At 67.9% G+C, this 26,319-nt stretch carries 18 protein-coding genes; 6 read left to right on the top strand and 12 right to left on the bottom strand.

Annotated elements, in window-relative coordinates; translation table 11 throughout:
* Positions 1 to 106: 106 nt before the first annotated feature.
* Together KA383_18910 and KA383_18905 are read left to right on the top strand one after the other, a co-directional pair.
* Positions 107 to 1,009: an SPFH domain-containing protein gene (locus KA383_18910; protein ID MBP7748189.1), complete on the top strand. Its 903-nt coding sequence runs from the start codon at positions 107 to 109 to the stop codon at positions 1,007 to 1,009.
* 83 nt (positions 1,010 to 1,092) lie between these two features.
* The gene (locus KA383_18905; GenBank protein MBP7748188.1) at positions 1,093 to 1,287 is read left to right on the top strand and encodes an Arc family DNA binding domain-containing protein; all 195 of its coding nucleotides are present in this window, start codon (positions 1,093 to 1,095) and stop codon (positions 1,285 to 1,287) included.
* Between the two features lie 66 nt (positions 1,288 to 1,353).
* Here KA383_18905 and bfr read toward each other — a convergent pair whose 3' ends face one another.
* The 5 genes from bfr to KA383_18880 form a co-directional block, all read right to left on the bottom strand.
* The gene (gene bfr / locus KA383_18900) at positions 1,354 to 1,830 is read right to left on the bottom strand and encodes a bacterioferritin (GenBank protein ID MBP7748187.1); all 477 of its coding nucleotides are present in this window, start codon (positions 1,828 to 1,830) and stop codon (positions 1,354 to 1,356) included.
* Between the two features lie 116 nt (positions 1,831 to 1,946).
* Positions 1,947 to 3,368, bottom strand: coding sequence for a hypothetical protein (locus KA383_18895; protein MBP7748186.1), 1,422 nt, complete (start codon positions 3,366 to 3,368; stop codon positions 1,947 to 1,949).
* Between the two features lie 250 nt (positions 3,369 to 3,618).
* Positions 3,619 to 5,628, bottom strand: a complete 2,010-nt coding sequence (locus KA383_18890; protein MBP7748185.1) for a radical SAM protein — start codon at positions 5,626 to 5,628, stop codon at positions 3,619 to 3,621.
* 61 nt (positions 5,629 to 5,689) lie between these two features.
* Positions 5,690 to 6,916 carry a hypothetical protein gene (locus tag KA383_18885; protein MBP7748184.1) on the bottom strand — a complete coding sequence of 409 codons (1,227 nt, stop codon included), beginning with the start codon at positions 6,914 to 6,916 and terminating at the stop codon, positions 5,690 to 5,692.
* Complete coding sequence (locus KA383_18880; GenBank protein MBP7748183.1) at positions 6,892 to 10,086, bottom strand: hypothetical protein; 3,195 nt, start codon at positions 10,084 to 10,086, stop codon at positions 6,892 to 6,894. The genes KA383_18885 and KA383_18880 overlap by 25 nt, the downstream gene beginning before the upstream one ends.
* A 493-nt stretch (positions 10,087 to 10,579) precedes the next feature.
* On the opposite strand from KA383_18880, the gene KA383_18875 reads away from it, so the two are divergent.
* On the top strand, positions 10,580 to 11,791 hold the full coding sequence (locus tag KA383_18875; protein ID MBP7748182.1) for a SpoIIE family protein phosphatase: 1,212 nt from the start codon (positions 10,580 to 10,582) through the stop codon (positions 11,789 to 11,791).
* Here the strand turns inward: KA383_18875 and KA383_18870 are convergent.
* The 6 genes from KA383_18870 to KA383_18845 all read right to left on the bottom strand — a co-directional run bounded on the left by KA383_18870 (position 11,780) and on the right by KA383_18845 (position 21,654).
* A complete protein-coding gene (locus tag KA383_18870; protein ID MBP7748181.1) occupies positions 11,780 to 12,823 on the bottom strand; it encodes a DUF1611 domain-containing protein in 1,044 nt (347 codons plus the stop codon). The two genes, KA383_18875 and KA383_18870, sit on opposite strands and share 12 nt — an antisense overlap.
* A gap of 36 nt (positions 12,824 to 12,859) precedes the next feature.
* A complete protein-coding gene (locus KA383_18865) occupies positions 12,860 to 14,356 on the bottom strand; it encodes an aldehyde dehydrogenase (GenBank protein ID MBP7748180.1) in 1,497 nt (498 codons plus the stop codon).
* Positions 14,357 to 14,388: 32 nt separating this feature from the next.
* Positions 14,389 to 16,116 carry a hypothetical protein gene (locus KA383_18860; protein ID MBP7748179.1) on the bottom strand — a complete coding sequence of 576 codons (1,728 nt, stop codon included), beginning with the start codon at positions 16,114 to 16,116 and terminating at the stop codon, positions 14,389 to 14,391.
* Positions 16,117 to 16,206: 90 nt separating this feature from the next.
* The gene (locus KA383_18855; protein MBP7748178.1) at positions 16,207 to 17,934 is read right to left on the bottom strand and encodes a hypothetical protein; all 1,728 of its coding nucleotides are present in this window, start codon (positions 17,932 to 17,934) and stop codon (positions 16,207 to 16,209) included.
* Positions 17,935 to 18,177: 243 nt separating this feature from the next.
* Positions 18,178 to 20,169, bottom strand: coding sequence for a glycosyltransferase (locus KA383_18850; GenBank protein ID MBP7748177.1), 1,992 nt, complete (start codon positions 20,167 to 20,169; stop codon positions 18,178 to 18,180).
* Positions 20,170 to 20,430: 261 nt separating this feature from the next.
* Positions 20,431 to 21,654 carry an ATP-binding protein gene (locus KA383_18845; GenBank protein ID MBP7748176.1) on the bottom strand — a complete coding sequence of 408 codons (1,224 nt, stop codon included), beginning with the start codon at positions 21,652 to 21,654 and terminating at the stop codon, positions 20,431 to 20,433.
* Between the two features lie 291 nt (positions 21,655 to 21,945).
* On the opposite strand from KA383_18845, the gene KA383_18840 reads away from it, so the two are divergent.
* On the top strand, positions 21,946 to 23,361 hold the full coding sequence (locus KA383_18840) for a hypothetical protein (GenBank protein MBP7748175.1): 1,416 nt from the start codon (positions 21,946 to 21,948) through the stop codon (positions 23,359 to 23,361).
* A 629-nt stretch (positions 23,362 to 23,990) separates the two neighbouring features.
* Positions 23,991 to 24,224, top strand: a complete 234-nt coding sequence (locus tag KA383_18835) for a hypothetical protein (GenBank protein ID MBP7748174.1) — start codon at positions 23,991 to 23,993, stop codon at positions 24,222 to 24,224.
* Here the strand turns inward: KA383_18835 and KA383_18830 are convergent.
* Positions 24,219 to 25,133: an alanine racemase gene (locus KA383_18830; GenBank protein ID MBP7748173.1), complete on the bottom strand. Its 915-nt coding sequence runs from the start codon at positions 25,131 to 25,133 to the stop codon at positions 24,219 to 24,221. The two genes, KA383_18835 and KA383_18830, sit on opposite strands and share 6 nt — an antisense overlap.
* 118 nt (positions 25,134 to 25,251) lie before the next feature.
* Between KA383_18830 and queA the strand changes: the two genes are divergently transcribed.
* Entirely contained in the window at positions 25,252 to 26,313 is a 1,062-nt protein-coding gene (gene queA, locus KA383_18825) for a tRNA preQ1(34) S-adenosylmethionine ribosyltransferase-isomerase QueA (protein MBP7748172.1), read from the top strand.
* The last annotated feature ends 6 nt before the right edge of the window (positions 26,314 to 26,319 follow it).

The following is a 26,319-nucleotide window of genomic DNA, read 5'->3' as shown; positions in this document are numbered from 1 at the left end:
CGAGTTGCGTCACCTGTCGAGACTTGTATGCACGCGCTTGCATCGTGATATTTTTATGATATCTTATACATAGCAAAGTGGTCGCGCTGCTTGAAAGGAGTTGCGGATGACTACGGAATTCGAGCGTCGGACAACGAGCGGCTGGGTGGTCCTGCCCATCTTGATCGCACTGCTCCTCGCGGTGATTGGGGCATTCATCCGGCTGGTGTACGTCGTCGCCCACACGCCACGGGGCGAGGTGCCGGTGGCGGAGATCTGTGGGATCGTCGCCTGCGGGCTGGCATTTGCGATCCTGATGGTGTTGATGGCCGGGTTCTTCACCCTGCAGCCGAACGAGGCCGCCGTGATCCTGCTGTTCGGTGCATATAAGGGCACGGTCCGAATGTCCGGTTTTCACTGGGCGAACCCGTTCTTCCGCAAGATCAAGCTGTCGCTGCGGACGCGGAACTTCAACACGGACACGCTGAAGGTGAACGACCAGCGCGGCAATCCGACCGAGATCGCGGCTGTCGTGGTGTGGCGCGTCCAGGAGACGGCCCAGGCGACCTTCGATGTCGACGACTACCGCGATTACGTGCACATCCAGAGCGAGTCGGCGCTGCGGCACCTGGCGAGCCGTTACCCGTACGACACGACGGCGGACCACGAATTGTCCCTGCGCGGCAGCATGGACGAAGTCTCGCACGGGTTGCAGCAGGAGCTGCAGGAGCGGCTGATCAAGGCGGGCGTGATCGTGGAGGAGGCACGGCTCAGCCATCTCGCCTACGCCCCGGAGATTGCGGGCGCGATGCTCCGCCGCCAGCAGGCCGAGGCGATCGTCGCCGCCCGGCTGCGGATTGTCGAAGGGGCGGTGGGCATGGTGGAGACGGCGCTCGAGCGGCTCCACGAAAAGAAGACAGTCGAGCTGGACGACGAGCGCAAGGCGGCGATGGTCAGCAACCTGCTGGTCGTGTTGTGTGGCGAGCAGGCGGCGCAACCGGTCGTGAACGCCGGGACCCTTTATTCCTGAACGGTGCGTCAGCGGCTGCCCGGAGATCGGCCGTGGCGCGGCTGGTCTCCGGCTGACGGCCGCCCCTGGCCGAATCGAACGTCATGGCGGACACGAAGAAGGCCATCCTGTTACGCATTCCCGCGGACTTGTCGGACGCGCTGCAGCGCTGGGCGCGCGACGAGCTGCGCAGTGTCAACGCCCAGATCGAGTATTTGCTGCGCGAGGCGGTGCGCAAGCGGGGTGTGGGGCGCAACAACGCGCCGCCGGCTGAAGTGCACGACGACCCCCGTCCTTAACGGCGGTGGTCGCATAACTCTCCCGCGGCTTCTCCCCGGGCGGGAGGTCGGTGTTGCGGCACGAATTTAGTCGTCTTTCTTGATCTGGGTCGACAGGTAGAACTGCAGGCTCAGCTGCTTGACCTGATCAAGCTGTTCTTCCAGCCAATCGATGTGGTCATCTTCGTCGCGGGCAATCTGCTCCAGCAGGTTGCGGGTCGGCGCGTCCTTCACCTGGTCGGCCAGCCTGATGGCTTCGTTGTACATCTCCAGCGCGCCGTGCTCAGCCATGAGGTCGTTCGCGAACTGCTTGGCCACGTCGGCTCCGATGCGAATCTTGTTTAGCTTGCTGACGACGGGCGTGCCTTCGAAGAAGAGGATCCGCTTGATCAGCATCTCAGCGTGCTTCATCTCCTGGATCGCGCGTTTCTCGATCTGGCGGTGCAGCCGCTCGTACCCCCAGCCATCGCACATCTCGGAGTGCACCATGTACTGGTTAATGGCGGTCAACTCGTCAGCCAGTAGATCATTCAGCTTCTTCAGCAGTTTCGCGTCGCCCTTCATTACGCACGTCCTCCAGATTCCACGGCATCACCGCCGGTTGGCCGGCGCAGTCCAATGCGCGGCAGCTGGCGGACGCACATTATGGGGGCGAGCGCGGGATTCAACAACAACCGTGCCTACCGGCCACGGGGGCTATGCCCGCCGCTGCGGCTCGTGCCGCGGACGGCGCTGTGGCCGCTGCTGCGACTCGGCCCGCTGCGGCTGCCCGAGCTGACCGAGTGACGCGGCGCGGACGGCGCTGGACGCACGTGGGCGCTCGGACGCTGACTGGCGGAGGGGCGTGGACTGACCGTCGACCGCTGGCTCGGCGTGCCGGCCGAACGCGACCCTGTGGCCTGCGGGGCGATCGCCGGATTGCTCCGCTGCGGTCGGGATCCCGAGCCGGGCAGGGACCTCACGCCCGGGACGGTCGGCGGCTTCCGGCCGGGGACGGTCGGCGGCTTGAAGTTCGGCGTAACGGCGGGCTTGTGACCCGGCGTACGTGCATCGCGTCCCAGGCGGTTGTCGGGCACGCCATAGCGCGGCGTGATGCCCGAGCGCGGCGCGGGGTGCCGGTCGTTCGAGTTGTCGCGCCAGCCGGGCCGCGAGTAATGGCGGTCGCGATCGTCGTGCCGGTCAATGCGCGGCGGGCACGGCCGGTATCCATACCGGTACGGGTAACGATAGCGCGGCCAGCAGTCATAGTGGCGACGCGGCAGGATGTAGAGACTGGTTCCGAACGAGTAACGGTACGTGTCGTACGTCGGTCCCCAGTACCAGCCCGTGTCGATGTACGTCTCCGGGTAGACGTTGTACGTGGGTGTCACGACCTCGTAGGCAGGTTCCTCGTAGACCACGCTCGGCGCCGGCGTCAGCGCGATGGGGCTGCTGCTTTCAGGCGGCACGGTGGGCGCGACTTGCGCCGGCTGGTCTGCCGGTGCGGCCTCGGGCCGCTCGAAGTACTCCTTGGCGGCGCGGTATTCCTGGGAGAATGCGTCTTCGTTGGCGAAGTCGCGGCGGAGGTTGCGCAGCGACTGGTGCACATCCGGGTCGAGGCGGCCCGGTTCGCCCTTTGTGTCGTACCATGCCATCAGTTGTCCGGCGATGCGCTGCACGAAGGGTTCGCGCGGCGCCAGGTGCGCGGCGGTCGCGATGTCCGCCAACGCGCCGTAGTAATCCTCGCTCCCGGCCCGACCGACGGCGCGCACACCCCACGCCAGTCCGTCACTGGGATCGCGCTGCACGACTTCATCGGCTTGGGCAGCGCAGAGGTCCGGAGCGCCGAGGGCGACCATGACATGCACGAAGGTCTGGGTCAGCTCAAAGCTGTCCGGCACCGCGGCCCGACCCCGGGCGTAGGCCTCGATGGCTGCGGAGGGCGACGTGGCCCGCACCAGCGCATCGAGATGCGGCGCGATCTCCGCCGGCGCCTCGTAGTCCTGGAGGACTGTCTCGTCCTCCAGTTGAGCCAGCTCCTGGCCGGCCGCCGGCCGGGGGGCGCCCAAGAACCAGGGGACCGCCGCCAGCAGGGCCAGCGGGGCAAGGCGTGCGGGTTTCATGATTCGATCTCCACAGAGCGACACGCCCGAGTAATGCATTATACCGTCTCCCAGTTGGACCAGTATTTCGGGCGCTGGTTGGCGCGGCGAGAGTAATATTCGGGTTCTGCGCACGGTGGCGCGTGCCGGCAGAGTGCGATAATCGAGTCTCAGTTATGCGTACGCGGGTGTGACGGTCGGCGCGGCAAGGCGCAGCGCGGGGCCATAACGCCATGCGATTGATGCAGTTACGGATTTGACCGTGGGCGCGTCAGGCCAAGGGCTGCGCGATCATCTGCTCGAGGTACGGGCGGTACGTCGGGCCGCCATTGATCGTGCAGAACGGGTACATCCCGTCCGGCGTGCTGTAGAGGATGACGCAGCGCTTGATCCGCTCGGTGTCGTAGTTGTACCGGTCCATGAAGTGCATGCCCGCGGCCATCAGCGTGCGGTAGGTCTTCCGGCCTGCTGCGCCGCGGCCCACGGCCTTGTTCGTCAGCCCGCGCAGCGCATGCATGAATGTGAACGGCGTGACGCGAAAGTCGCGCTCCGTCCAGCGGTAGCTGCCCAGGAACGTCAGGACGAGGTCCAGCTTGTCCTTCCAGTTCGCCAGGGCCGTCGGGCGCTGCTGCTCGATCCGCGCCGCCAGCTCGTTGAACCCGTGCATCAGCCGCGCCATGTCGAATAGCTTCGGCACGGGAATCGCCTGCCGGTCGGGCGTGACGAAGAAATACGTGCCGAACGCGCAATCGCTGTGGCAGCTTGGCCGGATCTTCGGCTTGCCGTCGAGCGTCTGCATGACCCGTGCGAGCGGCGTCATGAAGTTCAGCGGGAAGAAGTCGCGTGCCACATCGGCGCCGCTGCACGCCGCCAGGTCGTGCGCCAGGTCGCCCAGCGTATAGCGCTTCTGCGCGAGTTCGGCGTGGCTGATTCGCCCGGTGAACGCGACCGGCTGGTAGGAGATGGCGCTGACCACGTCCGCGTGCTCGACGGCGAACCGGAAGATCGGCGCCACCTGGTCGTCGTTGACCGTTTTGACGATCGTGGGTACGAGGCAGATTTTCATGCCCGTCTGGCGGCAGTTCTCGACCGCGCGAAGCTTCTTCTCCAGCAGCGGCGCCCCGCGTAACCGCGTGTACTGCTCGTCGTCCAGCCCGTCGAACTGCATGTAGAGCGTGTGCAGGCCGGCTTCGGCGGCGCGGGCCGCGAACTCGGGATCGGCGATGCGCAGTCCGTTCGTCGCGATCTGCACGTGCGAGAAGCCCATCTCGCACGCAGTCCGCACGATCCGGTGAAAGTCGGGGTGCAGCGTCGGCTCGCCGCCGGTGAATTGAATCGCGGTCGCCGGGTACGGATGCTGGTTGCGGAGCGCGCGCAGGTATTCGACGACCATCTCGTACGTCGGCTCGGCCAGGTAGCCCGCCTGATTGGCGCTGGCGAAGCACACCGGGCAGGTGAGGTTGCAGCGGTTGGTCAGGTCGATCTGGGCCAGGCACGAGGCGCTGTGATGCTGGTTGCACAGCCCGCAATCGGTCGGGCACGCGCTGGCGCCTTCGACTTGCGGTTCGTATACGCCGCGCTCATCCTGGTACCCCGCCCGCGTGCCCTTGAGGTACAGCGCGACGTCGCTGTTGACCTTGTCGCGGAAGTAGCCATGCTCCGGGCAGGTCTTCTCGATCCAGACTGCGTTGTCGTGGATGAAGTACCGCCCCAGGATCAGACACGCGCATTCCGGGCAGAGCGTCTCGACGGTCTTCGGCAGTTCCGTGATGATCGGGTGGATCGGCGCGCCGGAGTGCGTCCGCTGTGGCTGGCGGGCGTGCCGCGGACCGCGCGGATGTCGGACGAACAGCACATCGTGGTGTCGCTCACGACGCGGACCGCATTCCGCACAGGTGGTGGAGAGGTAGATCGAGTCGTCGCCGGCGTCGTACACCAGCTCACCCGGGACGGTCTGGCCGCACCCGCCACATTGCCACTGGCCGGCCCACGGCAGCCCGGCGCGACCCTTTTGCACGGGCGCGTACCGGCGCATCGCGACCTTGAAGCACTCCAGGGCCGTACGCGCGCCGTCGGCACGGACCGCCGTGCGGTGGATCGTATCGAACGGCCGGTGCAGTTGTCCGGAGCGTTGTGCGCTCCCGTCCGTGCGAGGCGCGTCGATGGGCGGCACACCCACGAATGGGCACAGCGTTCCGTCCTGCGGCGGTGCTTCGGGCGTCGCCGCGGTCGGAGTCGTGCCGGGGGTCGTGGTTGACGCGTTCAGCTCTGAGTGCCGCATCGTGGACTCCGTCTAACGTAGACACGCGGCCGCCGGGTCCGTTGGGCGCCGGCGACCGTGGTCACGCGAAGTACGCGGGGTAGACGCGCGGTCGCCGCTTGCGGCGTTGGTACGCGCGGGCCAGGTCGAGAAAGATCTCCAGGTCACGGTCGATGTGTCCGCCGACCTTGTCGAAATACAGTGAGCGGATCGGGATCTCGTCGTGCTCGGCGCTGACCGCCGGGTACACGGCTTCGCTGACGATGCCGTTCATACAGGTGAACGGGCTGATGTCGATGATGCCATCGGCGCCCTTGTTGTACAAGTAGACGGCCTTGCCGACGCTGAGGGTCATTTCGCCCAGGGCACCGGTGCCCGGCAGGTAGGGCTCCGAGCCGGCGAGGACCTCACGGATGTCGTGCGGCTCCTCGTAGCCTTTGAAGTCATCGTGGACCGGGGCGAGCAGCGTGTGCTCATACTGATGTTGCACGTGCGATTTCAACTTCAGCCGCAGGTATTCGGCGGTGAGCCGGCCGTGGTCGCGGGCGGAGTCGGTCTCGCGGGCCCAGTTCGTGTACCAGACCCATTCCGAGATGTCGGACAGCCAGCATTCGCCGCCCAGCTTTTCGATCCGGCGGACGGCGTCGTCGTTGCTGAACGTGTTCAGGCGGCAGTAGATCTCGCCCACGACGCCGACCAGCGGGCGACCTTTGACATAGCGCGCGGGGATGGCACGAAAGCGGTCGCGCACGCGCACCACGTTCTGGGTGAGCTCCGCCACGCGCTCGTTCGAGCTCAGCCCCGGCCGGGCGAGCGTGGCGCCGAATTCGTCGATCGAGCGCTCGAAAGCGGCGTCGGTCTCGCCGGCGTGGATTTCGTACGGGCGCGTCTTCAGCAGAAACCGCGTCGCCAGGTCGCCGAGCACGATCGCGAACCACGCGGTGCGCATCAGCTCGCCGGCGTGTTCGCCGATGCCGTCGTAGCCGTCCGCGCTGCTGGGCGAGACGACGAGCGCCGCGCCGAAGCCCTGCTCGGCGAGCACCTGCCGCAGGTAGGGGGCGTACTGCCCGAAGCGGCAGGGGCCCGGCGCCCGCGGCATGAAAAACGCCAGTCGAGCTGGATCGGCCCCCGGCTCACGGCAGAGCTTGAGAAAGTCGCCCAGGGTGATCTTGTGGGGCAGGCATTCCTCACCACTGCTGAACTGACCGCCCAGCTCGAGCGTTTCGCTGTCGGATTCGGGGGTGGCGTGGGCGTCGATGCCGACGGAGCGAAAGGCGGCCGCCATCAGCCGCGCACTGGCGTACGCCATCCGGGGGATGTAGAGGGTGCGCCCGGCAAGACCTGGTCGGCGGGTTTGCTCTGAGACGTTCGCCACCATCGGAGTATTCCCTTGCTGTCCAAGTACGCCTCGCAGCGCGTCATCATGCCGGCGTCATTGGAGTGACCGTCGAATTGCAGTGTCAGGAAAGGCTTGCCCTCCGCGGCCGGGCGGACGAAGCCCTTCAGGAACGAATCGGGCCCGCACTTGAAGTTCGTCACGTAGATCATGTGCAGGTTCGGATGGGCCGCGACGAGCTTGCCCGCGGCCAGGATGCGCCGGCCGTAGGACCAGTACATATTGTCGCAGATGTCGCGCGAGTCGATCTCCGCCACCGGCAGGGCATCGACCGGCAGGATGTTCACGCCATACTGGTCCCGCAGCTTGCGCGCCACGGAAAGGCTCACGCCGGCGTCGTGCATGTTGTAGGGCCGGCCGACGAGGACCATGCCGGCGTCGCCGGTGGCGGTCAGCGCCGCGAGGGCGTCGCGACCGGCCGCCAGGTACGCGTCGCGGAACTGTTGCTGGGCCTCCAGGCCCGCCTGCAGCGCCCGGCGCGCCACGCTGGCCCGGACGCCGAGCTCGCGCGCCGCGCGGATCAGCGCCCGGCGCACGGCGGACGGCCCATCCTGGAAACTCACGGTCGGGCACAGGATGCGACCGCGCCACGCCCGGAACCGCGGTGCCTGGCGGATCACGAACGGCAGCGTCTGCCCCCACGGGCACACGTAGCTCTCCAGCCCCGGCTGCCGCGGCTCCATGCTGATCAGGTTCGGCAGCCAAATGTAATCCACGCCGGTTTCGATCAGCTCGGCCACGTGCCCGTGGGCGACGATGATTGGAAAACAGGGCTCCGCGACCGCCGCGTCGAGGCCGTGCCGCACGATCTGGCGGTTCGTAGGGGACGAGATCTGCACCTTGAAGCCGCACGCGCGGAAGAAGCGTCGCCACAGCGGCAGCAGGTCCCAGGCGTACATGGCCATCGGGATGCCGATCGTCGTGGTCGCGCCCGCCGGATCGCCGGTGTCGTCCGCGCAGAGCAGCTCGTGGCGCAGCGCGACGAGGTCGGGGATGGTCGGCTTGCGCTCGGTCTTGACCTGTTTGCGGAAGCGGTCCGAGCACTTGTCGCCCCAGAACGTTTTCTCGCCCTCGACGTTGAATTCCTGGATGGAGCACTGGTTGCCGCAGCCGTGGCAGGTGAACTCGCGCAGCGTGTAGTCCACCTGCGTCATGTCGTAGCCGCGGAAACGCGTGCGGGTGCCGGTCGCCGCGATCTTGTCGCGCGCCAACAGCGCGGCGCCGATCGCCCCCAGTACGGCGTTGTGCGGCGGGACGATGATCTCGCGCTTGCAGATGATGCTGAACGCGGCGGCGACCGCGTCGTTGTACGCCGTCCCGCCCTGGAAGAAGATGCAGTCGCCGATCGGCCGCCCGCGCACCACGCGGTTGATGTAGTTGTGCGCGATCGAGTAGGCAAGCCCGGCGATGACGTCCGCGCGGTCCGCGCCGCGCTGCATGTACGTGTTCACGTCGCGTTCCATGAACACCGTGCAGCGCTCGCCGAGCTTGATCGGCCGGCGCGAACTGAGCGCCAGCGCCGAGAACTCGTTCTTGATCGAGACGCCGAGCTCCTCGGCCCGTTCCTCCAGGAAGCTCCCCGTGCCGGCGGCGCAGGCCTCGTTCATCGTGAAGTCGACGACGATCGACTCGGACTCGAGCGCCGGCCCGCGCGCGGGGTCGGCGGCCGCGGATTCCGGCTCCGCCTGCAGGCTGATGTACTTGCTGTCCTGTCCGCCGATCTCGAAAATCGTATCCGGACGCCGGCCGAGCAAGCGGTCGCCGACGAAGGTCGCACCGGTCTTGTGGCACGTGATTTCGTCAGTGATGCTGTCGGCGCCCACCAGCTCCCCGACCAGTTCCCGCCCGCTGCCGGTCGAGCCGACGCCGCAGACGCGCACACCCCAGCCGACGGCTTCTTCCATCTCGCGCAGGCAGCGCGTCACGACTTCGATTGGCCGCCCGTCGGTGCGCGTGAAGATCGAGTGAATCACGTCGCCGTGGCTGTCGATCAGCACGAGCTTCGTGCCCACGGAGCCGATGTCCAGGCCCAGGTAGGCATCCACCTGCGTGCCGCGCTCCGGAAAGCGGTAGGGCTTCACCTGGTCGCGCAGCAGGGTGACGCGCTCCAGCGTCAGCGGCGGCATGCGTGGAAATGCCTGGTCGTCGCGTTCCGCTGCCATGCTCAGCCGGGCGAGCTGGGCGCGTGCGTCGCGCTGTTCGCCGGCCATGTCCGTGCCCGCCAGCGCCGCCCCGATCGCCGGCAGCGATTCGGCCGCCGCCGGCACCAAGAGCTGCTCCTCGTTCAGCTCAAAGACCTCGCGTAGCGCCCGCACTACCGCGCTGTTGGCCGATACGCCGCCCAGCAAGGCCACGGGCGGCACCGGCGTGCGCCCCTTGACCACCGCCGCCTTGAAGTTGGTCGCCACCGCGTTGCACAGCCCCCGCAGCACCTCGGCCGGTGAGAAGCCCTTCTGCTGCGCGTGGATCATGTCGCTCTTGGCAAACACGCTGCAGCGGCCGGCAATTTGCGCCGCCCGTTCGGCCTGCGCCACGATCCGGCCGATGTCCTCGACCGCGTACTTGAGCCGCTTGGCCTGCTGGTCCAGGAAGGCCCCCGTGCCGGCCGCGCAGTCGCCGTTGGTGCTGTAGTCCAGAATCCCCAGTGCCCCGCTCGCGGGGTCGGGCTCGACCCGCAGATAGCGGCTCGACTCGCCGCCGATCTCGAAGACCGTCCGGATGTTCGGATGCAGCAGATTCATGGCACGGGCGCAGGCCTGGAACTCGTTGCACGTTCGCGCCTGGAGGGCCTCCGCGGCCAACGCGGCACCTGAGCCCGTCAGCGTCAGGCAGCTCACCTGCTCCGCCGGCACGCACCGCAGGATCGCCGCCAGCAGCTCCCGCGCGGCCTCCAGCGGCTGCCCGCGCGTCCGGCGGTGACCGGCCACCAGCACGGCGTGGTCGCTGGTGTCCGGGATCGGCAGGCTGCGCAGCAACGCCGCGGCTTCGGGGGCGTCCAGGATTTCGGCGCTGCGTCCCTTCGGCAGAACCAGCGCGGCCTTCACGCTGACCGCTCCCACGTCGATGCCGAGGTAAATGCTCATCTCCAGTCTTCCTGCCTGCCGCGCCGCGCGGCGACCCGATCACGTTCCACTGGTCTCAAACGGGGCGCGACCTGCGCAGCAGCCCCGATCGACCGTCCCCGCGTCCGGACGATCACCCCGTCGGCCCGCTGAAATAGGTAACCGTCCGAGCCCCCGCGCGTCAAGCTTTTCCCGGACGCTGCGACCACGCAGGTCCTCCGCCGCGTCGGAGCCTCGACCGCCCCGCCGGCCGCACCGTCCATCGGCCTTTGCCGTGCCAGCCCCGCTGATTCGGCTGCCAACCGATCCCCGTCGGGAGATCTGGCCCGCCGTGGCCTTATTTGCCGGACCCCACCCGAACGCGTCCGCTAAGGCGCCGCACGCGGCGGCGCATGGCTGATTCGAGTGGAAGCGGAGCCGGAATCATGGGTCAAGCCGTCCCCGGTTCCGGACGACTCCACTTTCGGGCGCGGTCCGGCGGTCAGGACCCGCGTGGGAAGGTTGGTAGCGTTCAATGGGTAAGCAATCTGTCGTTTGGGTCCTTGCTGGAGCCGCGGACCGTGCTGGTCCGCTGAACGCGCGGCTGCGCCAGCGCGGCCTGACGCCGGAGTGTCTCGACACCGCCGACGGGCGCATCGCCGGCGACACGCCCATCGCGGCGGACGTCGCGGTCGTGGTCCTGGGGCCGCAGATGCCGGCCGCGCAGGGCGCAGCGGTCGCGCAGGCTCTCCGGCGGCTCGTCGGCGGGCAGGTGCCGACGGTTGTCTGGGGGGCGGAGAAGGAGCTGCAGCGCGCGGGCGGTCCGCTGGTGGAGTGGGTCGCGCCTGAGGCCGGGCTGGATGAGATCGCCGGCAAGGTCGATACGCTGGCGCACTACGTTCCGTTGATGAAGGGCATGGAACGCGAGCTGGTCCACCTCCATCGCCTGGGCGAGCAGCTCAATCGTTACTTTGCCGAGATCGACCAGGAAATGCGGCTGGCCGGCCGTCTGCAGCGCGACCTCCTGCCGCGCGAGCTGCCGACCGTGTCGGTGATGGGCTTCGGGGCGTTCTTCCGGCCCGCGAGCTGGATCAGCGGCGACATGTACGACGCCTTCCGGATCGATGAGCACCACCTGGGGATGTTCGTGGCCGATGCGATGGGGCACGGCGTCGCCGCGGGACTGGTGACCATGTTCCTGCGGCAGGCGCTGATCTCCAAGCGGGTTCACGGCGACTCGTACACGATTGTCGAGCCGGCCGAGGCCCTGGACGCCCTGCACCAGTGCCTGCTCCGCCAGAAGCTGCCCAACTCGCAGTTCGTGACGGCCGCCTATGGCGTGGTGGACGCGGGGCGGAGTGCCTTGCATCTGGCGCGGGCCGGACACCCGTACCCGATTCACATCCGCGCCGACGGCTCGATCGGCGAAGTGCGTTCGGCGGGCACCCTGCTCGGTCTGGCGGATATTCCCGCCGAGTTCGAGCAAGTATGTGTGCCGCTCGCGCCCGGCGACAAGGTGGTCTTCTATTCCGACGGTCTCGAGGACGCCATCCTCGTCCCGGGTGGTCCGGACGACGAGCGGGCGGCGTTCACCGCCCAGTTTCGGCGCTGGGCGCGGCTCCGCGCGCCCGATTTCGTTGACGCCGTCGGGGAGTACCTCGACTGCCGCGAAGGCTCGCTGCATCCGGCGGACGACGCCACGCTGCTCGTGCTCGATGTGGGCGCGCCGGGCAGCTTACCCGCCTAACACGGCGTCGAGGATCCGGTCGCAGCCATCGCGCACCGGATCGGCCACCGGCAAGCCCAATTCACGTTCAAGCGCGGACACTCCGGCGCGGGCCGCCGCGTCCGTCTGCCCCACCGAGTTCACGGCCAGTGCGACGACGCGCGCGGGGTGCAGCAGTCCGGCGGTCTGCTCGTAGACGTCGATCAGGCGACGCATGGCCGGCAAGGGGCCATTGGGCGGGGCCTTGTAGTGCGTGCGGCCGAGCTGATGCACCAGCACAAGCGCGTCGGGGCAGGCACCGTGCAGCAGCGCCAACGTCACCGCCGAGTAGCCCGGATGCGCGACGCTGCCCTGGCCCTCGACGAAGCAGATGTCAGCATCGGCGGCGTCGAGCACAAGCTGCTCGACCGCGCCGGCGGTGAAGTCGGCGACACAGGCATCCACGGAGATGCCGCGGCCGGCGATCATGATGCCCGTCTGCCCGGTCGCCAAAAATCGGGCGTCGGCGCCGCGCCGCCGGGCGGCGGCGGTCAGCTCCAGCGCCGCGACCATCTTGCCTACGTTGCAGTCGGTCCCGACGGTGAGGACGCGCCGGCAGCGCGTGTGCAGCGCCTGCGCGCTTGCCACCACGCGGTCGGCCGGCGGCCGGCGCAGGTCCAGTAGCCGCGCGCCGCGCCGGGCCGCCAGGCTGACCAGCTCCGGGTCATCGCTCAGAAAGCCGTGCATGCCGCTGACGACGTCGATGCCCGCGTTCAGGGCCGCCACCACCGGCGCACGCATGTCGTCCGGCAGCGCGCCGCCGACCGGGGCCACGCCGACGAACAGCGCATCGGGCTGCAGCGGTGCCGTGGCGGCGATGTCCGGAACGATCGGCACGGGCGGCGCCCAGGGGATGAAGTCCGCAATGTTCCTCCCGGCGGCGGCCGAATCAACGACCCCCACGACGTCATTCCCGCGGTAGCGCAGGAGTGACGCGGCCGTCTTCGACGAAAACACGCCGAGCTGACCTTCAGTCAGAAGCAGAATGCGATGATAGACAGGCAGTATGTGCATGGGTCCAGCGCAGCAGTCCTTGTAGCCCAAAGAGGCTCAGCTCAGCGGTCGCACGATCGACTGCGCGCGCAGGTAATCCGACAGCGTGTCGGCCCCCAGCACGCCGCCGCCGCAGCCGGACAGGTTGCAGCCCGCGTAGGGCACGCCGTGCGGAAACAGGTTGTGGGCGTTGATCCAGCTATTGCCCGCGACCAGCGTCTCCGCGACGCGCTGCGCCCGGCCCAGGTCGCGCGACCACACGCTGTTCGCCAATCCGTACGGCGACCGATTCACCAGCTCGATGGCCTCCTGCTCCGTGCGGAACTTCAGCAGGTACGCCACGGGGCCGAAGATCTCCTCACGGGCGCAGATATTGTCCGGGCCGCCCGCCAGCAGGGCCGGCTTGACGTAGAAGCCGCGCGCGTGGCCGGGTACCTCGGCCGGACCGCCGGGCAGAACGGCGGCGGCGCCGGTCTGCGCACCCCGTTCGATGTAGCCGAGAATGCGGCGGCGCTGTTTTTCGCTGACCGCAGGCCCCATCTGCGTGTCGGCCGCGAGCCCGTGCCCGATGCGGATCTGCTCCATCTGCTGCCGAGCGGCAGCCACCAGCTCGTCGTAGATGCGCTCGTGCAGCACCCAGCGTGTCGCCGTGCAGCAGACCTGCCCGGTGTTCAGCGTCACCGCGCCGACCAGCGCTTCCGCCACCGCCTTGGGCGCCACGTCGTCGAACACGACCGCCGCACCCTTGCCGCCCAGCTCCAGCTTCACCGGAACGAGATTCTTGCCACACGCGGAGGCGATCAGCCGCCCGACTTCCGGCGAGCCGGTGAAGCCCATGCGGTTGATCCCGGGATGCTCCGCCAGCGCTTTGCCAGCGGTCTCGCCGTAGCCCGGCACGACATTGATGACGCCGGCCGGCAGGCCCGCCTGCTCGGCGAGCTGGCCGAAGTACAGCGTGCTCAGCGGCGTGTCCTCGGCCGGCTTGATGATCACCGTGTTGCCGGCGGCCAGGGCGGGCGAGATGTTCCAGCCGACCAGGAGCAGCGGGAAGTTCCACGGCAGCACGAATGCTGCCACGCCATACGGCACGCGAATCTGCTGCGCGTCGTAGCCGGAGACGGGGATGGGCTCACGACGGCGTGTGTGCACCGCCAGATCGGCGTACCAGCGCAGCGTCTGGGCGACGTTGGGCACATCAAAACCGTCGGCCTGCGGCAGCGGCTTGCCGACGTCGAGCGACTCGAGCTGCGCGAGGTCGGCCCGGTTTTGATCGACCAGGTCCGCCAGCCGGTGCAGCAGCACGCTGCGCTCCTGCACCGTCATGCTGGCCCAGCCGCTGCTGCGAAACGCCGTCCGGGCGGCATTCACCGCACGATCGATGTCGGTGGCCCGGCCCTCGGCGACGGTGGCCAGCACACTGCCGTCGCCGGGATCCACGGTCTGGAACGTCCCGCCTTCTGCCGCCGTGACCCACTGGCCCCCGATGAACATGCGGACCGGGTCCTGCGCAAGGAACTTCCGCACGGCTGGACGCAGTTGCTCCGGGTTTGCCATGTCGCTCTCTCCTTCGCGCGCCGCGCGCGGGGTTATGGCTGGCGGGCCAGCGGGGCCGGGAGGATCGGCGGCTTGTCGAAGTCGCGATCGATCTTCGCCAAATCCAGTTCTTCAAACAGCAGCGCCGGCGCGGCCACGGTCTGATAAGCGCCGCCGCTGGCTGAGTTCAGCACGAAGGGTGTGTCGCCGGCGGCAAGTATGCGCTTGAAGGCCTTGAGATCGATGCGGGCGATCTCCGCCCCGCGCACCAGCTCTTCGCGCCCGTCCGGATACACCTTGTAGATGGCCAGGGGCGTGATGCCGGCGCTGCGGCGGGCCATGAGTTCGGCCACGTCGACGCCGCGGCCGCGCATGCCGCGCGGGAGGGCCTCGTCCACGGCGCTGCTCAGTGAGGCGATGCGGATCCCGAATTCCAGGCCTTCCTCGGCACAGGCGTCGAGCAGTTCCTGCCGCAGGTCCGGCGCATCGGTGGGTGGCTGGGCCGAGACGACGAGGCAGCCGATGCCGGCCCGCGCACCGTACGTCCCGCGCCCGTGGCCGTTGGACTGCTTGAACTCCTTGGAGGGGTTGCGCGACATGAGCAGCGCCTTGAGCCGGCCGCCCTCCACCAGCGTGACGGCCTGGGCCTTCACCGCCTGGTCGTCATAGACATAGTGGCCCATCACCGGCATGCCGGCGAGTTGCTGCAGGGCTGGATTGTCCACCACGTGCAGAAACCGCGGCAAGATGCGCTTGTTCAGCATGTTCGCGAAGTCGTCGGGGTTCGTGCGGCTGCCGATGGGACGCTGTCCGCCGGCGAACGCGGCGCTGAACTGCCGCGCGAAGATGCTTGCGGCGGCCTCGGCGTCGAACAACACGGGGCCGGTGTAGGAGTCCAGCACCGGCGCGCTCCGCAGCGCGCTCAACTGCGTGGCCATCTGCCGGCAGCGGGCCAGCAGCTCCGCGCGCGGCGGCAACTCCCCCGCCGCGCGGCCGTAGACCGTGAACGCGTCCGCCAATTTCATGCCGTCGTCGGCTTGCACGGTCGCATTGACGGCGATCGAGAAGCGCTGCCCGGCCGTGCGCAACCGCGAGCCCTCCGTGTTCACCAGGTAGCGATTGCCGGCATAGGCGTTGATGCTGACGCCGCTGCTTTGCACCTCCGGGAATTCCCGGAACACGGCGGACAGCTCGGTGGCGAGGTCGGCGAAGCCAGCGGTCTCGAGGGCCAGGTCGATGCGGTCCTCGAAGTACACGGCCGGCGTCTCGCGCGTGAAATCGTCTGGCTTGTCCTCAATCAGCTTGCTTTCCATGAACGCCTGCTTCTGCACGAGCGTCTCGACCACGTCCTTGTAGTTGCGATCGGTGGCCCACCAGATCGCCTGCCGGATCGCTTGGTAGTCGTCTTCGAGCGGCAGGTCGGCGTCGGACATGCCGCGGCGGCCACCGTACCCGCCGCCCTGGAAGTTGCTGTTGTCCAGCTCATACGATCCCACGCGCACATCGGTCATCAGCACGCGGCTGCGGCTGTCGGCGCGGCTGGTGACCGCGCCCAGTTCCGCGACGACGGCGCAGCGGTTCGAATCCGTCAGTCCATATTCGATGAAGTACGGGCGTGCCAGGTCTTCGAGCGTCAGTTCCGCGTGGTTGCGCTCCAGCTCGTCGACGAGCGCGCGCAGCACCACGTCCGTCTTCATCTGCGCTTGAGCGGGCTCGTCGGCCCACACCGGGGCCGCTCCCCACACCATCGCCAGTAGCGCCAGGTTACCGAGTTGTCTCATGCGCGCTCTCCTGCGTGGACCGGCCGGCCAGCGCGGACGCCGGCGGCCGGATGGTCGCTTGCGTTGTTCGGGCGGCTCGGCATGTGCCCGTCACCTCAGCTCCGCCGCGATGGGGGAGGTCAGAATCGGCGGTCGGTCCTGGGCCTTCTGCTTCTTCTCGACCTCGATTTGTTCGACCAGGATGCTCGGCGATATAGCCGACACCGGCACCGAGCCCGACTCCGCCCCGCAATAGCCGTTGAAAATGTCCGCGTCATCCGCCGCGCACAGGATCTTCGAGAAGCACGTCAGTGGCGTGCCGACGATGTCCACGCCGCGCACCAGCTCATCGGGCCGCCCGTCGGTGTACACGCGGTACACGAGGATCGGCTCCACCTTGAACGCCTGCGGGGAATAGCGCCCCGTCGTTGTGAACCCTCCGGAGATGTCATCGAACAGCAGCCCGAATTCCTTGCCCTGTTTCCGGCATTCCTCGATCAGCATGGCCCTTAGCTGCGCGAACGGCACCTGCTTGCTGGACTCGATGATCAGGTTTCCCTGGCGCGCGACCACCTGCGCGCCAGGCTGCCGGCGCCCATGGCCGTTGGACCGGGTGAACCCGCGCGTCGGGCTGCGTGACAGCAGGAACGTCTTCAGCACGCCGTTTTCGACGATGCGCGCCGGCTGGCCGGGGACGCACTCGTCGTCGAACTCGTAGAACCCGTTCAGGTCGCGCCCGTTGAATTGGCGCTGCGTCGGATCGTCGACGACGCTCATGAACGCGGGCAGCACTTCGTGCCCGATCTTCTTGGCAAAGGTCTGCCCCTCCTCGACGTCCTTCTGCCGGTGCCCCTCGATCCGGTGGCCGAATATCTCGTGGAAGAACACGCCGCTCGCGCGGTTCATCAGGATCGCCGGCCCGATGTACGGGTCGACCACCGGCGCGCTGCGCAGCGCCAGCAGCTCCGCAATCACCTGGTCCACCGCCTGCTGTACGTCGGCATCGTCCGGCAGATGCTCCGGGGCGGCGGCGTCGAACGCCTTGAACTGCCGCAGTTCCATTCCGTCGTCCGCGATCGTCGACGCCGAGATGCCGATGCGCCACGCGCCGCGGCCAAACTGGAGTTTGCTGCCCTCGGAGTTCACCGCCAGCCGGTTCGTCGTGCCTCCCGCGAAGGTGACGCTCGAGCTGTAGATCAGCGGCTCCCGGCGAAAGCGCTCGGACAGGCGCTTGACGCGCTGGGCGACCTGCGCGCGGTCCACGCTCTGGCGGATCCACGGCGCGATGTGCACAGACGGCTGCTCCCGCGAAAAGTCATCGGACGGGTCTTCTTCCTCGACTTTTACCTTGACGTTTGCCTTCACCTGCGCGAGGCGCTTCACCGCGGCCTTGAACCGGTTGTCGGTCGTCAGCCAGATCGTCTGGCGCGTGGCCAGCGGGTCGCCGTTCAGTGGCAGGTTCGCCGCTCCGCGGGCACCCGCATCCAGGCCGCCGGCCGACCCGCCTCCGCGGATCTGGCGCGTGGAATCCAGGGCGTAGTCGCCGCAGCGCACATCGACGTCGAGCACCCGGCTGTGGTTGGCGAGGTCCTGCGTCAGGGACCCGAGCGTGGCGCTGACGCGCATTTGGTCCTCGTCGGTGACCCAGTACTGGAGAAAGTACGGCTTGACGTCCTCGGATCCGACGAGCTTCTGCATCGAGAGTTTCAGCTCGTCCTCCATCAGCCCGAGTAGCGCGTGCTCGTCGGCCGCTGCGCACAGGCCGGGCCACAACAGCAGCGCTGCGCCTGCCGCCGCGCACCGCCACCGGACCGCCAGACACCGTAAAGCCCTGGTCATGCTCGTCTCCTTGGGTCGCACCTGCGGACCTGGATCGATCGTGCCCGCATTCTAACCCGCCCGCCCGCGCGGTGGCAGCCTGGAACACAGCTCAAGAGGAGCGGCACGCAGGAAGCACTGCCCAAGCGCAGTGGCACACCGGACCCCTGAACTGAAAGCGGAGTGTAAACAGACGGTGGCAACAAGGCGCCGCCTCTCCGCCGCCCCCGTGTTGTGTGAAAGCCCGGTGCGCAGCCGGAGTTATCAACTGCGTCCTGCCGCTGCTTTCCGCCGGCCGCCGCCCGCGCGCCGCTTGGCCGTCCGCCGGGGAGCCGGCTCCGGCGTCTCGCGCGGCTCGACATCCAGCTCGGGATCGACGGGCACCAGTTCTTCGTAGGGGTGTCGGGCCCGCAACGCCATCTTGTGGGCCGTCACGTAGTAGCCGATCAGGTTGTTCCAGTCGAAGAACTGCCCGTGGCTTTCCGTGCGGTTCCGCAGTCCGATCCGCTCGCGCCGCGACATGCGCGTCAGGCCATACAGCCACTCGGCCACCTGTCCGACGGTCGCCTGGAAACTGGTCCCGCGCCGCCGGGCGACGAACATCCCGTTCGCGTCGTGGTCGGGGAAGTGCTCCATCACGTAATCGCCAAACCCCCCCAGGTCGCTCGACACCGCCGGGATCCCGCGCACGACGCATTCCATCGGCGTGTAGCCCCAGGGCTCATAGTACGAGGGGAACACGCCGACGTGGCAGCCGCGCACGAACTGGTCGTAGTCCATGCCCAGCAGCGGGCTCGTCACCGACATGAATTCCGGGTGGAACACGACCTTTACCCGGTCGTCCGGCAGGTTCCAGAGCTGGCGGTTACGGAGGTGGCACAGCACCGGGTCGTGCGCATCGTCCAGCAAGTCGTGCGTGACGATCGTTGGCAGTGCGCCGGTCTTCCAGGCGTGCATGATGCGCTTCAGCCGGATCGCCGCCGTCTCATCGAGCAGCTCCTCCAGCGTCGGCATCCGCCCGGTCGCGACGGTGTGGAACAGCCGCCGCCCCATGTCCTCCTCGATCCGCTCGCACGTGTCGCGCAGCTCGTTGAACATCGCCTGGCGGTTCAGCGTCTCGACGTTGATCGCCTTGTACGCCGCCCGCGTCACGATGAACGCGACCACCGTCGCCGTGGCCCCGTCCGCCTTCATCCGGCGATTCAGCTCGTAGAGGGCTTCGAGAAAGACGTCGAGCCCCTTGTTGCGGTATTCGTAGCGTCCGGCGGAGAACACGTAGAGCGTGCGGTCCAGGTCGAACGTGTAGCTGGGGAAGAAGTGTCCCATCACGAACTCGTGGATGAGCTGCTTGCTCGCGCGGTGCATGACCTGGAATTCGTGCGGGGCGGCGAAGCGCTCCACGTTCAGCCCGTTCGGCAGCAGCGCGTCGGGCCGCCGGCCCAGGAACTGCTGCGACTCCAGCCCTGTGATCGCGGACACGGTCGTGAACACGTCCGCCGCCGCGGCTGCCGCGCCTTCGAGCGCGTGCCGGTGGCCGAACCCGTGCGACGCCGCGAGCGCGCCGGCATCGATCTGCCCCAGGTGGTCGTAGATGTTCTGGTTCGCTGCGCACAAGCTCCGGCCGACCAGTGTCGCGTGCGTCGTGAACACGGTCGCGATGTGCGCCTGGCGGTGCCTGAGAATGGGGATCGCCGCCGCCCCCTGCCATTCGTGAAATTGCGCCAGGATCGCCCGGTCCGGCAGATGCCGCCGCAGGCCCGTCAGCAGCTCCGCGACCACGCTGCCGAAGCCGACGATCTCGTCGAACTCGTAATCGCCGGGCGGCGAGCTGATGCCGTTGTCCTTCCACAGGTAGTACTTGATCTCGGCGAGGCGCGGGCTTACGGAGCCGGCGTCGACGAGGATGACCTGCGGGTGCCCGCTGATCAGCCAGCGCCCGGTATGCAGGCGGATCCCCGTGGCGGCCAGCTCGTCGACGACCGCTTTCAACGCTCCACTGGGCGGCTGCGGCTCGAACTCGACGTTGGCGGAGGCCTCGCGGTAGGGGCCGATCAGGAAGTAGTCGTCGCCCCAGCGCCGGACCGTCGCGGCCGCCTTGCTGCGCAGGACGGTGTAGATGCCGCCGACCTGCGAGCACACCTCCCAGGAGACCTCGAACAGCAGCGCGGTGGGCGGCTGCGGCTCCGGCGCCGGCGTGGCAGGCAGGCTGGCTCCGTGATTGGCCCCCGGGTCGTACGAATTCGGTTGTTGGTTCATCGCCGTGACGTCCGGTATTGCCGTCGGGGGCGAAAAAGCTCGCCCCGCCAGACGCCCGCAATGTACCGGCCGTTTCGCGGCGCCGCCACTCGTAGCCGGCGGTGCGAGATGGCGGGTACGGGCATCTTGCCCGTCTGTGACTGCCGAGCCGCCGGCACCGCCCTCGTGACGGGCGGAACGCCCGTACCACCCTTGAGCGGTAGGGCGGGTCGCGTCGGTTTGCGACGTGCCGTCCATGTGTGTTCGCTGTGCGCGGGCCGTCTACAGCAGCCCCACTGGAATGGCTGTCACGGCGTCCGTCAGCGGCACGCGTTCGCGGCACAGACACACGACCCCGCCCGCAGCCGGTCGCGGCTGGAGCCGCGCCAGCGCCGCGAAGGCCTGGACCCACTCGCGGCGTGGGCTAGCCGACTTCTTGATCTCAACAGGGTGGAGCTTGCGGTCCTGCACGAGCAGCATGTCGATCTCCCTGCCGTCCTTGTCGCGGTAATAGTACGCGGGTGGCTGCCGGCCGTGGTTCCACCAACTCTTCAGGATCTCCGCGACGACATACGTTTCCAGGCTCGCGCCCCCCATTGCACCGGCCTCCAACGTCTCGGGCGTCGACCAGCCGGTCAGGTACGCGCAGAGCCCCGTGTCGAGGAAATACAGCTTCGGCGTCTTCACCAGGCGTTTGGTGACGTTCGTGTGATACGGCTGGAGCAGGTAGACCTGGCCGCTGGTCTGCAGGATGGAGAGCCAGTTTTTCGCCGTGTTGAGGGCGATGTCGACGTCGCGGGCCAGCTCGGTCAGATTGAGCATTTGGCCGGTGCGGGCGGCGCAGGCTTTCACGAAGCGCAAGAACGCGGCTTCGTTGCCGACCTGGGCAAGGTCTTTGACGTCACGCTGCAAGTAGGTTTGCAGGTACGAGCCGAAGAACAGGTCGCGATCGCGGACCGCCTTGGTCACGAGTGCTGGGAAGCCACCGAGCCAGATGTCGCCGTACGCGCGTTTGAGCGTGAGCGTCGGAGCGGCGCGTTCGCGCGCGCGCAGGCACGCCTCCGTCGGCAGGAAAGGTGGCAGATCCGCCGCGCGCCGGCGGCGCTCGCGGTTCGAGAAGCCGAGCAGGGACAGGACCGCGACGCGGCCCGCCAGGGTTTCGGAGATGCCTTTCATCAGGTGGAACTGCTGCGAGCCGGTCAGCCAGAACAGCCCCGGGTGGCGCCGCTCGTCGACCATCATCTTGATGAGCGGCAGGAGCTGCGGGGCATACTGGATTTCGTCGATGAGCACCGGTGGCTCGTAGCGCTGCAGAAACAGGGCCGGGTCGCTCTGCGCCAGCGCGCGCAGCGTGGGGTCGTCGAGTGTGACGTAGCGCCGCTGCTTGCCTGCCAGGCGCTGTAGGAGCGTGGTCTTGCCGACCTGCCGCGGGCCGGTGAGCAGCAGCACGGGGAACTGCTCGGCCGCGGCCAGACAGCTCGCACTCATGGCGCGGGGGTAATACATGGTCCGTCCAATCTGCAACGCGAATGCAGATTAGCCGGTGCCCTGCGGCGCGTCAATGGCGCTCGGGCCGCGTTCTGGCGGCCCGGGGATTCCCGCCACCCGGGTGGTACGGGCATCTTGCCCGTCTGTGACTGCCGAGCCGCCGGCACCGCCCTCGTGACGGGCGGGACGCCCGTACCACCCTTGTGCGCTAGGGCGAGTCGCGTCGGTTTGCGACCTGCCGTCCACCGGCCGCCGTCGGGTACGATACGCGCGACCCGGTGCCCCACGCGGAGCGGCCGGGATTCGACGGTGGACTGCATTGTGAAGATAAGCCCGCACACGCGCGCGGGGTTGGCGAGTGTCGCGGGCGCATTCTTCGCGCGGCCCGCGACCACGGGCGTTCGCGTCGCGGTTCTCCAGCTATTGTTCATCGTCACCTGGCATGCACTGATGCTCGGGGGCCTGGCCCTGGTCGCATTGGAGGAGCTCGGATGGCTTGATTCCTGGCTGTACCGCGGCGTGCCCCGGCTCGACGAGATCACGATCCCGTTCCTGGACGTCAGGCTCGCATCGAGCTTCACGTTCCTGTTCTCCGCACAGTTTGCCGCGATAGAAGCAGTGCTCGTCTGGGGCGTCTATTGGGTATTTGTCCCCCGCCGTTTGCGTACGTTCTTCGGCTTCGTACGTGCCTGGTGGCGGAACTGCCTGTGGGGCACGCTGGCGGTGCCCTTTGTTCCGGTCGTTGTGGAAGTACTGCCCGAGTCGGCGCGCGGCTGGGCCCTCTGCATTGTGCCGGTGGCGTATCTCGTGGTCGGACCGGGCTGGTGGGCCCGCCGGGAACTCGGTCTTCGGTTTGGTCGCTCGCGCTGGCGTCCGGAGTGCCCGGAGTGTGGGTACAGCCTTCGGCGTTTGACGACAGATCGCTGTCCTGAATGTGGCAATCAGCTTCCGACGCCCGTGCCGACGTATCGGCGCTGGGCGCGCCGCCGGCTGCGCTGGGATCGTCGTGACCGCGGGAACCTTGCCGTGGCCTACGTCAAGACGGTCCTTGCGATCGTGTGTTGCCCGTGCCGAGCGGCCCGGGGCACTATCATCCCCGACCGGTTCCCGCGTGCCATCCGCTGGGCGCTCGTACACGTCGCCCTGTACGCCCTCCTGCACGCGGCGCTGTCGCCGGATGTAATCCAGTCTGCCGCCGTGCAGGCAGTGCTCTTTCCGAGCATGCCCGCGTGGGTGCGGGTGGAAGCCGCCCAGAACACGCCGGCGGCGCGGATCTTGCTCTGGTCCGCGCAGTCCTTCACCGCATGGCTCATCGCACTTGCCACGTTTCCGGCCCTTGGCAGCACGCTCGGCGCCCTGGTTCCGGGTCGCCATCCCGCCGCCCGCCGCGGCATCATCAAGTGGAGCCTCTACGGCAGCGTCCTCGTCCCGGTCGTCGGCCTGCTTGGCACCGCGGTCCACTGGTCGCGATTCGTCTGGAACGAGTGGCCGATAAGCGGCCCCACCTGGGTATTCGCGTGTCAAGCACTCACTTCCGCGCCCGCGGTTCCGTTGGCTGTTCTCGCAATCACGTATGCGCTCTGGTGGGCCGCCGGTGTCGCCGTCAACCCGTACCTGCTTCAGCGCGGACGCGCCGCCTTCATGCTCAACGCAGTCGTCTTCCTCGTGGCATGCTATCTGCTGGGGCGAGTGGCGTTTCCGCACACCATGGTAGAACTGCTATGACAGGCCTCCTGGCCCGGCATCCGCGAAGATCAACGCGTGCCGATTGGCAGCGTTTGGTAGTCGGATTCGCGCTGGTACTAGCGATGTCGGTCGCGTGGCGCGCCCTGCGACCAGCCGTGATCCACACACTGGCCTGTAGCAGTGTGGGATCGCATCGGCTTGAGTTGCTGAGCGCCGCATTGCAGGCGCAGTTTCCCGGTTCGTATATGGGTGAATACGATCCGATGTACGCCGCCGCCGGACCAGGCGCACCATTCCTGACTTGGGGTTTAATTGGCTGGGAGCACGGACCAGTTTCTACTTGGTTCTTCGTGGATGGGAAGCTACGGCGAATTGGGATGATGCGGGCGTCTGATGTATGGATTACGCCGCCCGGCGATTGGGATCGGGACGGTCATCCTGAGTTGCTGGTGCTGGTCAGCTGGCCCCCGGTCAGACGCTCTTCCATCATCTTGGTTCGCGTCCGACCAGCGGCAAACGAAGTCGTGGCGATACTTGATGAAGACATAGCATTGCGGCCGGCTCGACCGCGAAGCTATCCAACTCCGACCTGCGTTGACGAGGACCGGGATGGTGTGTCGGAACTGGTCCTCCACAGCTGGTCCCGCGGTCCCGCAAGGTTCATTCAGATGCCCGACTGGCCGGACCAGCTTGTCGCCATCTTCGATTGGACCGCCCCCGGCGGAATCCTGACGCCGCGCTTGCTACCCGACGATGGAACCATTCGGCTCTGGCCGCTGCCGGACAACCAGCCCGTCGTCTTCGACCCCAACGAACTGCTCGAGACCGTCGTTGCCCGCCTCAGGCCTCCAGACACACAACCGGCGTCGCTGCCCGCCACGGCGCCTGGGCCGGGGCTATGAACGCGCCGTGACGTACCGCCGCGGGCCCATCGACGTGTAGCGGCACAGGATTTCGTGCGGCCGGCTGTCGAAGACTTTCGCCAGCGTCTCTTCGCTCAGCCCGTCGCCCAGCAGCACGACCTCATCGCCCACCGCGTCGCGCGGGTCGGCCGAGATGTATGACGTGTTCATGCCGCTTTCGAGGATTCGCTGCGGCCGGCCATTCACCAGCACCGGGCCCGGCCGGACGAAATTGCTGTAGCCCGCCAGGATGACGCCCACGCGCGGGTACTCGACGCCCGTGTAACCGATCGGCCCATTCGTGTCGCGCACCGAGCTCAGCCGCGCCGTCACACGCACCGCCCCCCGATACAGCGCCAGCCCCGGCCGCACCGCGTCCAGCCACGTCTCCGGCTGGTCCAGCAAATTCGTCGCGGCGGCGTGCATCGGACGCCCGCGACCCGTGCAGGCCGCCCGCAAGCGCGCTACCTCCTCCACGGTCGTCGTGTGCGCGAAGTAGTCCGCGACATCGCAACCGGCCACGAGGTCGTCGAGCTCCGCCGGCGGACAGCCGAACCGCTGCATCCCGGCATCGACCTTGATCGCGACACGCTGACCTTTGAACCGCGCGGCGGCCTCGGGCGTGTGGATCGCCGGTCGCACCCGCAGCGCGCGATACTCCTCCGGATCGCCGTCCGGCGGACCGAGCGTCAGCCCCGGCCGGCGCAGTTCGCGGGCCTCTTCGATGCGGAAATAGGCGAACTCATCGACGACGGACCCGAGCGCATCGCCGATGGCCGGCGCGCCCAGGCCGTACGCGTCGGCCTTGACCACCGCGATCAATCCGACACGCGTCTTGGCACGGATCGCCTCCGCCGATGCACGGACCTGATCGAGATTGATGGCTACGTCAATTTGGGGTGAACGCATAGAGTCTTCACTACTTCAGTGGACCTCCGTGTCTCCCGTATGCAGTATAACTACGCAAGTGGGTGCCGCCAATGCGGCGTGCGGGAGTTGGCCGCGTGTAATGACAGGTGCTTCTGCCGTGCGATTGTCGGAGCTGCAGTATGACCTTCCCTCTGAGCTGATTGCCCAGCGGCCGGTCGAGCCGCGTGACGCGTCGCGCCTGCTGGTGCTCGACCGGGCAAGCGGCCGCATTACCCATTGCGCGTTCCGCGACATCGGCACTCACCTCACCGCGCGCGACTGCCTCGTGCTGAACGACACACGCGTCATTCCGGCGCGCTTCTTCTGTCGGCGCGTGAGCGGCGGACGCATTGAAGGGCTCTTTCTCCACGTTGCGGCCGATGCCTGGCAAGTCATGCTCAAGCCGGCCGCGCGGCTGAGGGTCGGCGAGGCGCTGTTGTCGCCGGATAGTGACGTGCGGCTCGTGATCATGGCGCGTCTGGAGCGCGGTGAGTGGCTGGTGCGGCCGGATCCGGCGGTCGATCCGCTGGCCTGGCTGGCACAGGTCGGACAGACGCCGCTGCCGCCGTACATTCACCGCGGCGCCAACGGCCATGGGGCCCCGGACGCGGCAGACGCCGAGCGGTATCAGACGGTGTATGCAGCGCGGCCGGGTGCGGTGGCGGCGCCGACGGCAGGCCTGCATTTCACACCCGGGCTCCTCGCGGAGCTGGCGCGCCGTGGCGTGCAGCGCGCGAGCGTCACGCTGCACGTTGGCGCGGGGACGTTTGTGCCGATCGAAGCCGAGGACCTGGCGCAGCATCGCATGCACGCCGAGTGGTACGAGGTCACGCCGTCCGCGCTGACGACGCTGCGCGGCGCGCGGGTCGGTGGGCAGCGCCTCGTCGCGGTCGGTACTACGGCGGCCCGCGTACTGGAATCGCTGCCGGAAGGAGGGCTGGACGTCGCGGCAGACGCCATCGACCAGGCGCAGTCGGCGTGGACCGACATCTTCATCTATCCGCCATACCGATTTCGCCACGTCGACCACCTGATTACGAATTTCCATCTGCCGGGCAGCACGCTCCTGGCGCTCGTGATGGCGTTTGCGTCGCCGGAGTTGATAAGGGCGGCATACGCGGCGGCGATTGCGGAGCGCTACCGGTTTTACAGCTACGGCGACGCGATGTTGATTCTGTAGCGGTGG

Source organism: Phycisphaerae bacterium (assembly GCA_017999985.1).
Taxonomy (GTDB): domain Bacteria; phylum Planctomycetota; class Phycisphaerae; order UBA1845; family Fen-1342; genus JAGNKU01.
Note: the sequence above shows the minus strand (reverse complement) of the source record. Positions and strands in the feature narration are given on the sequence as shown.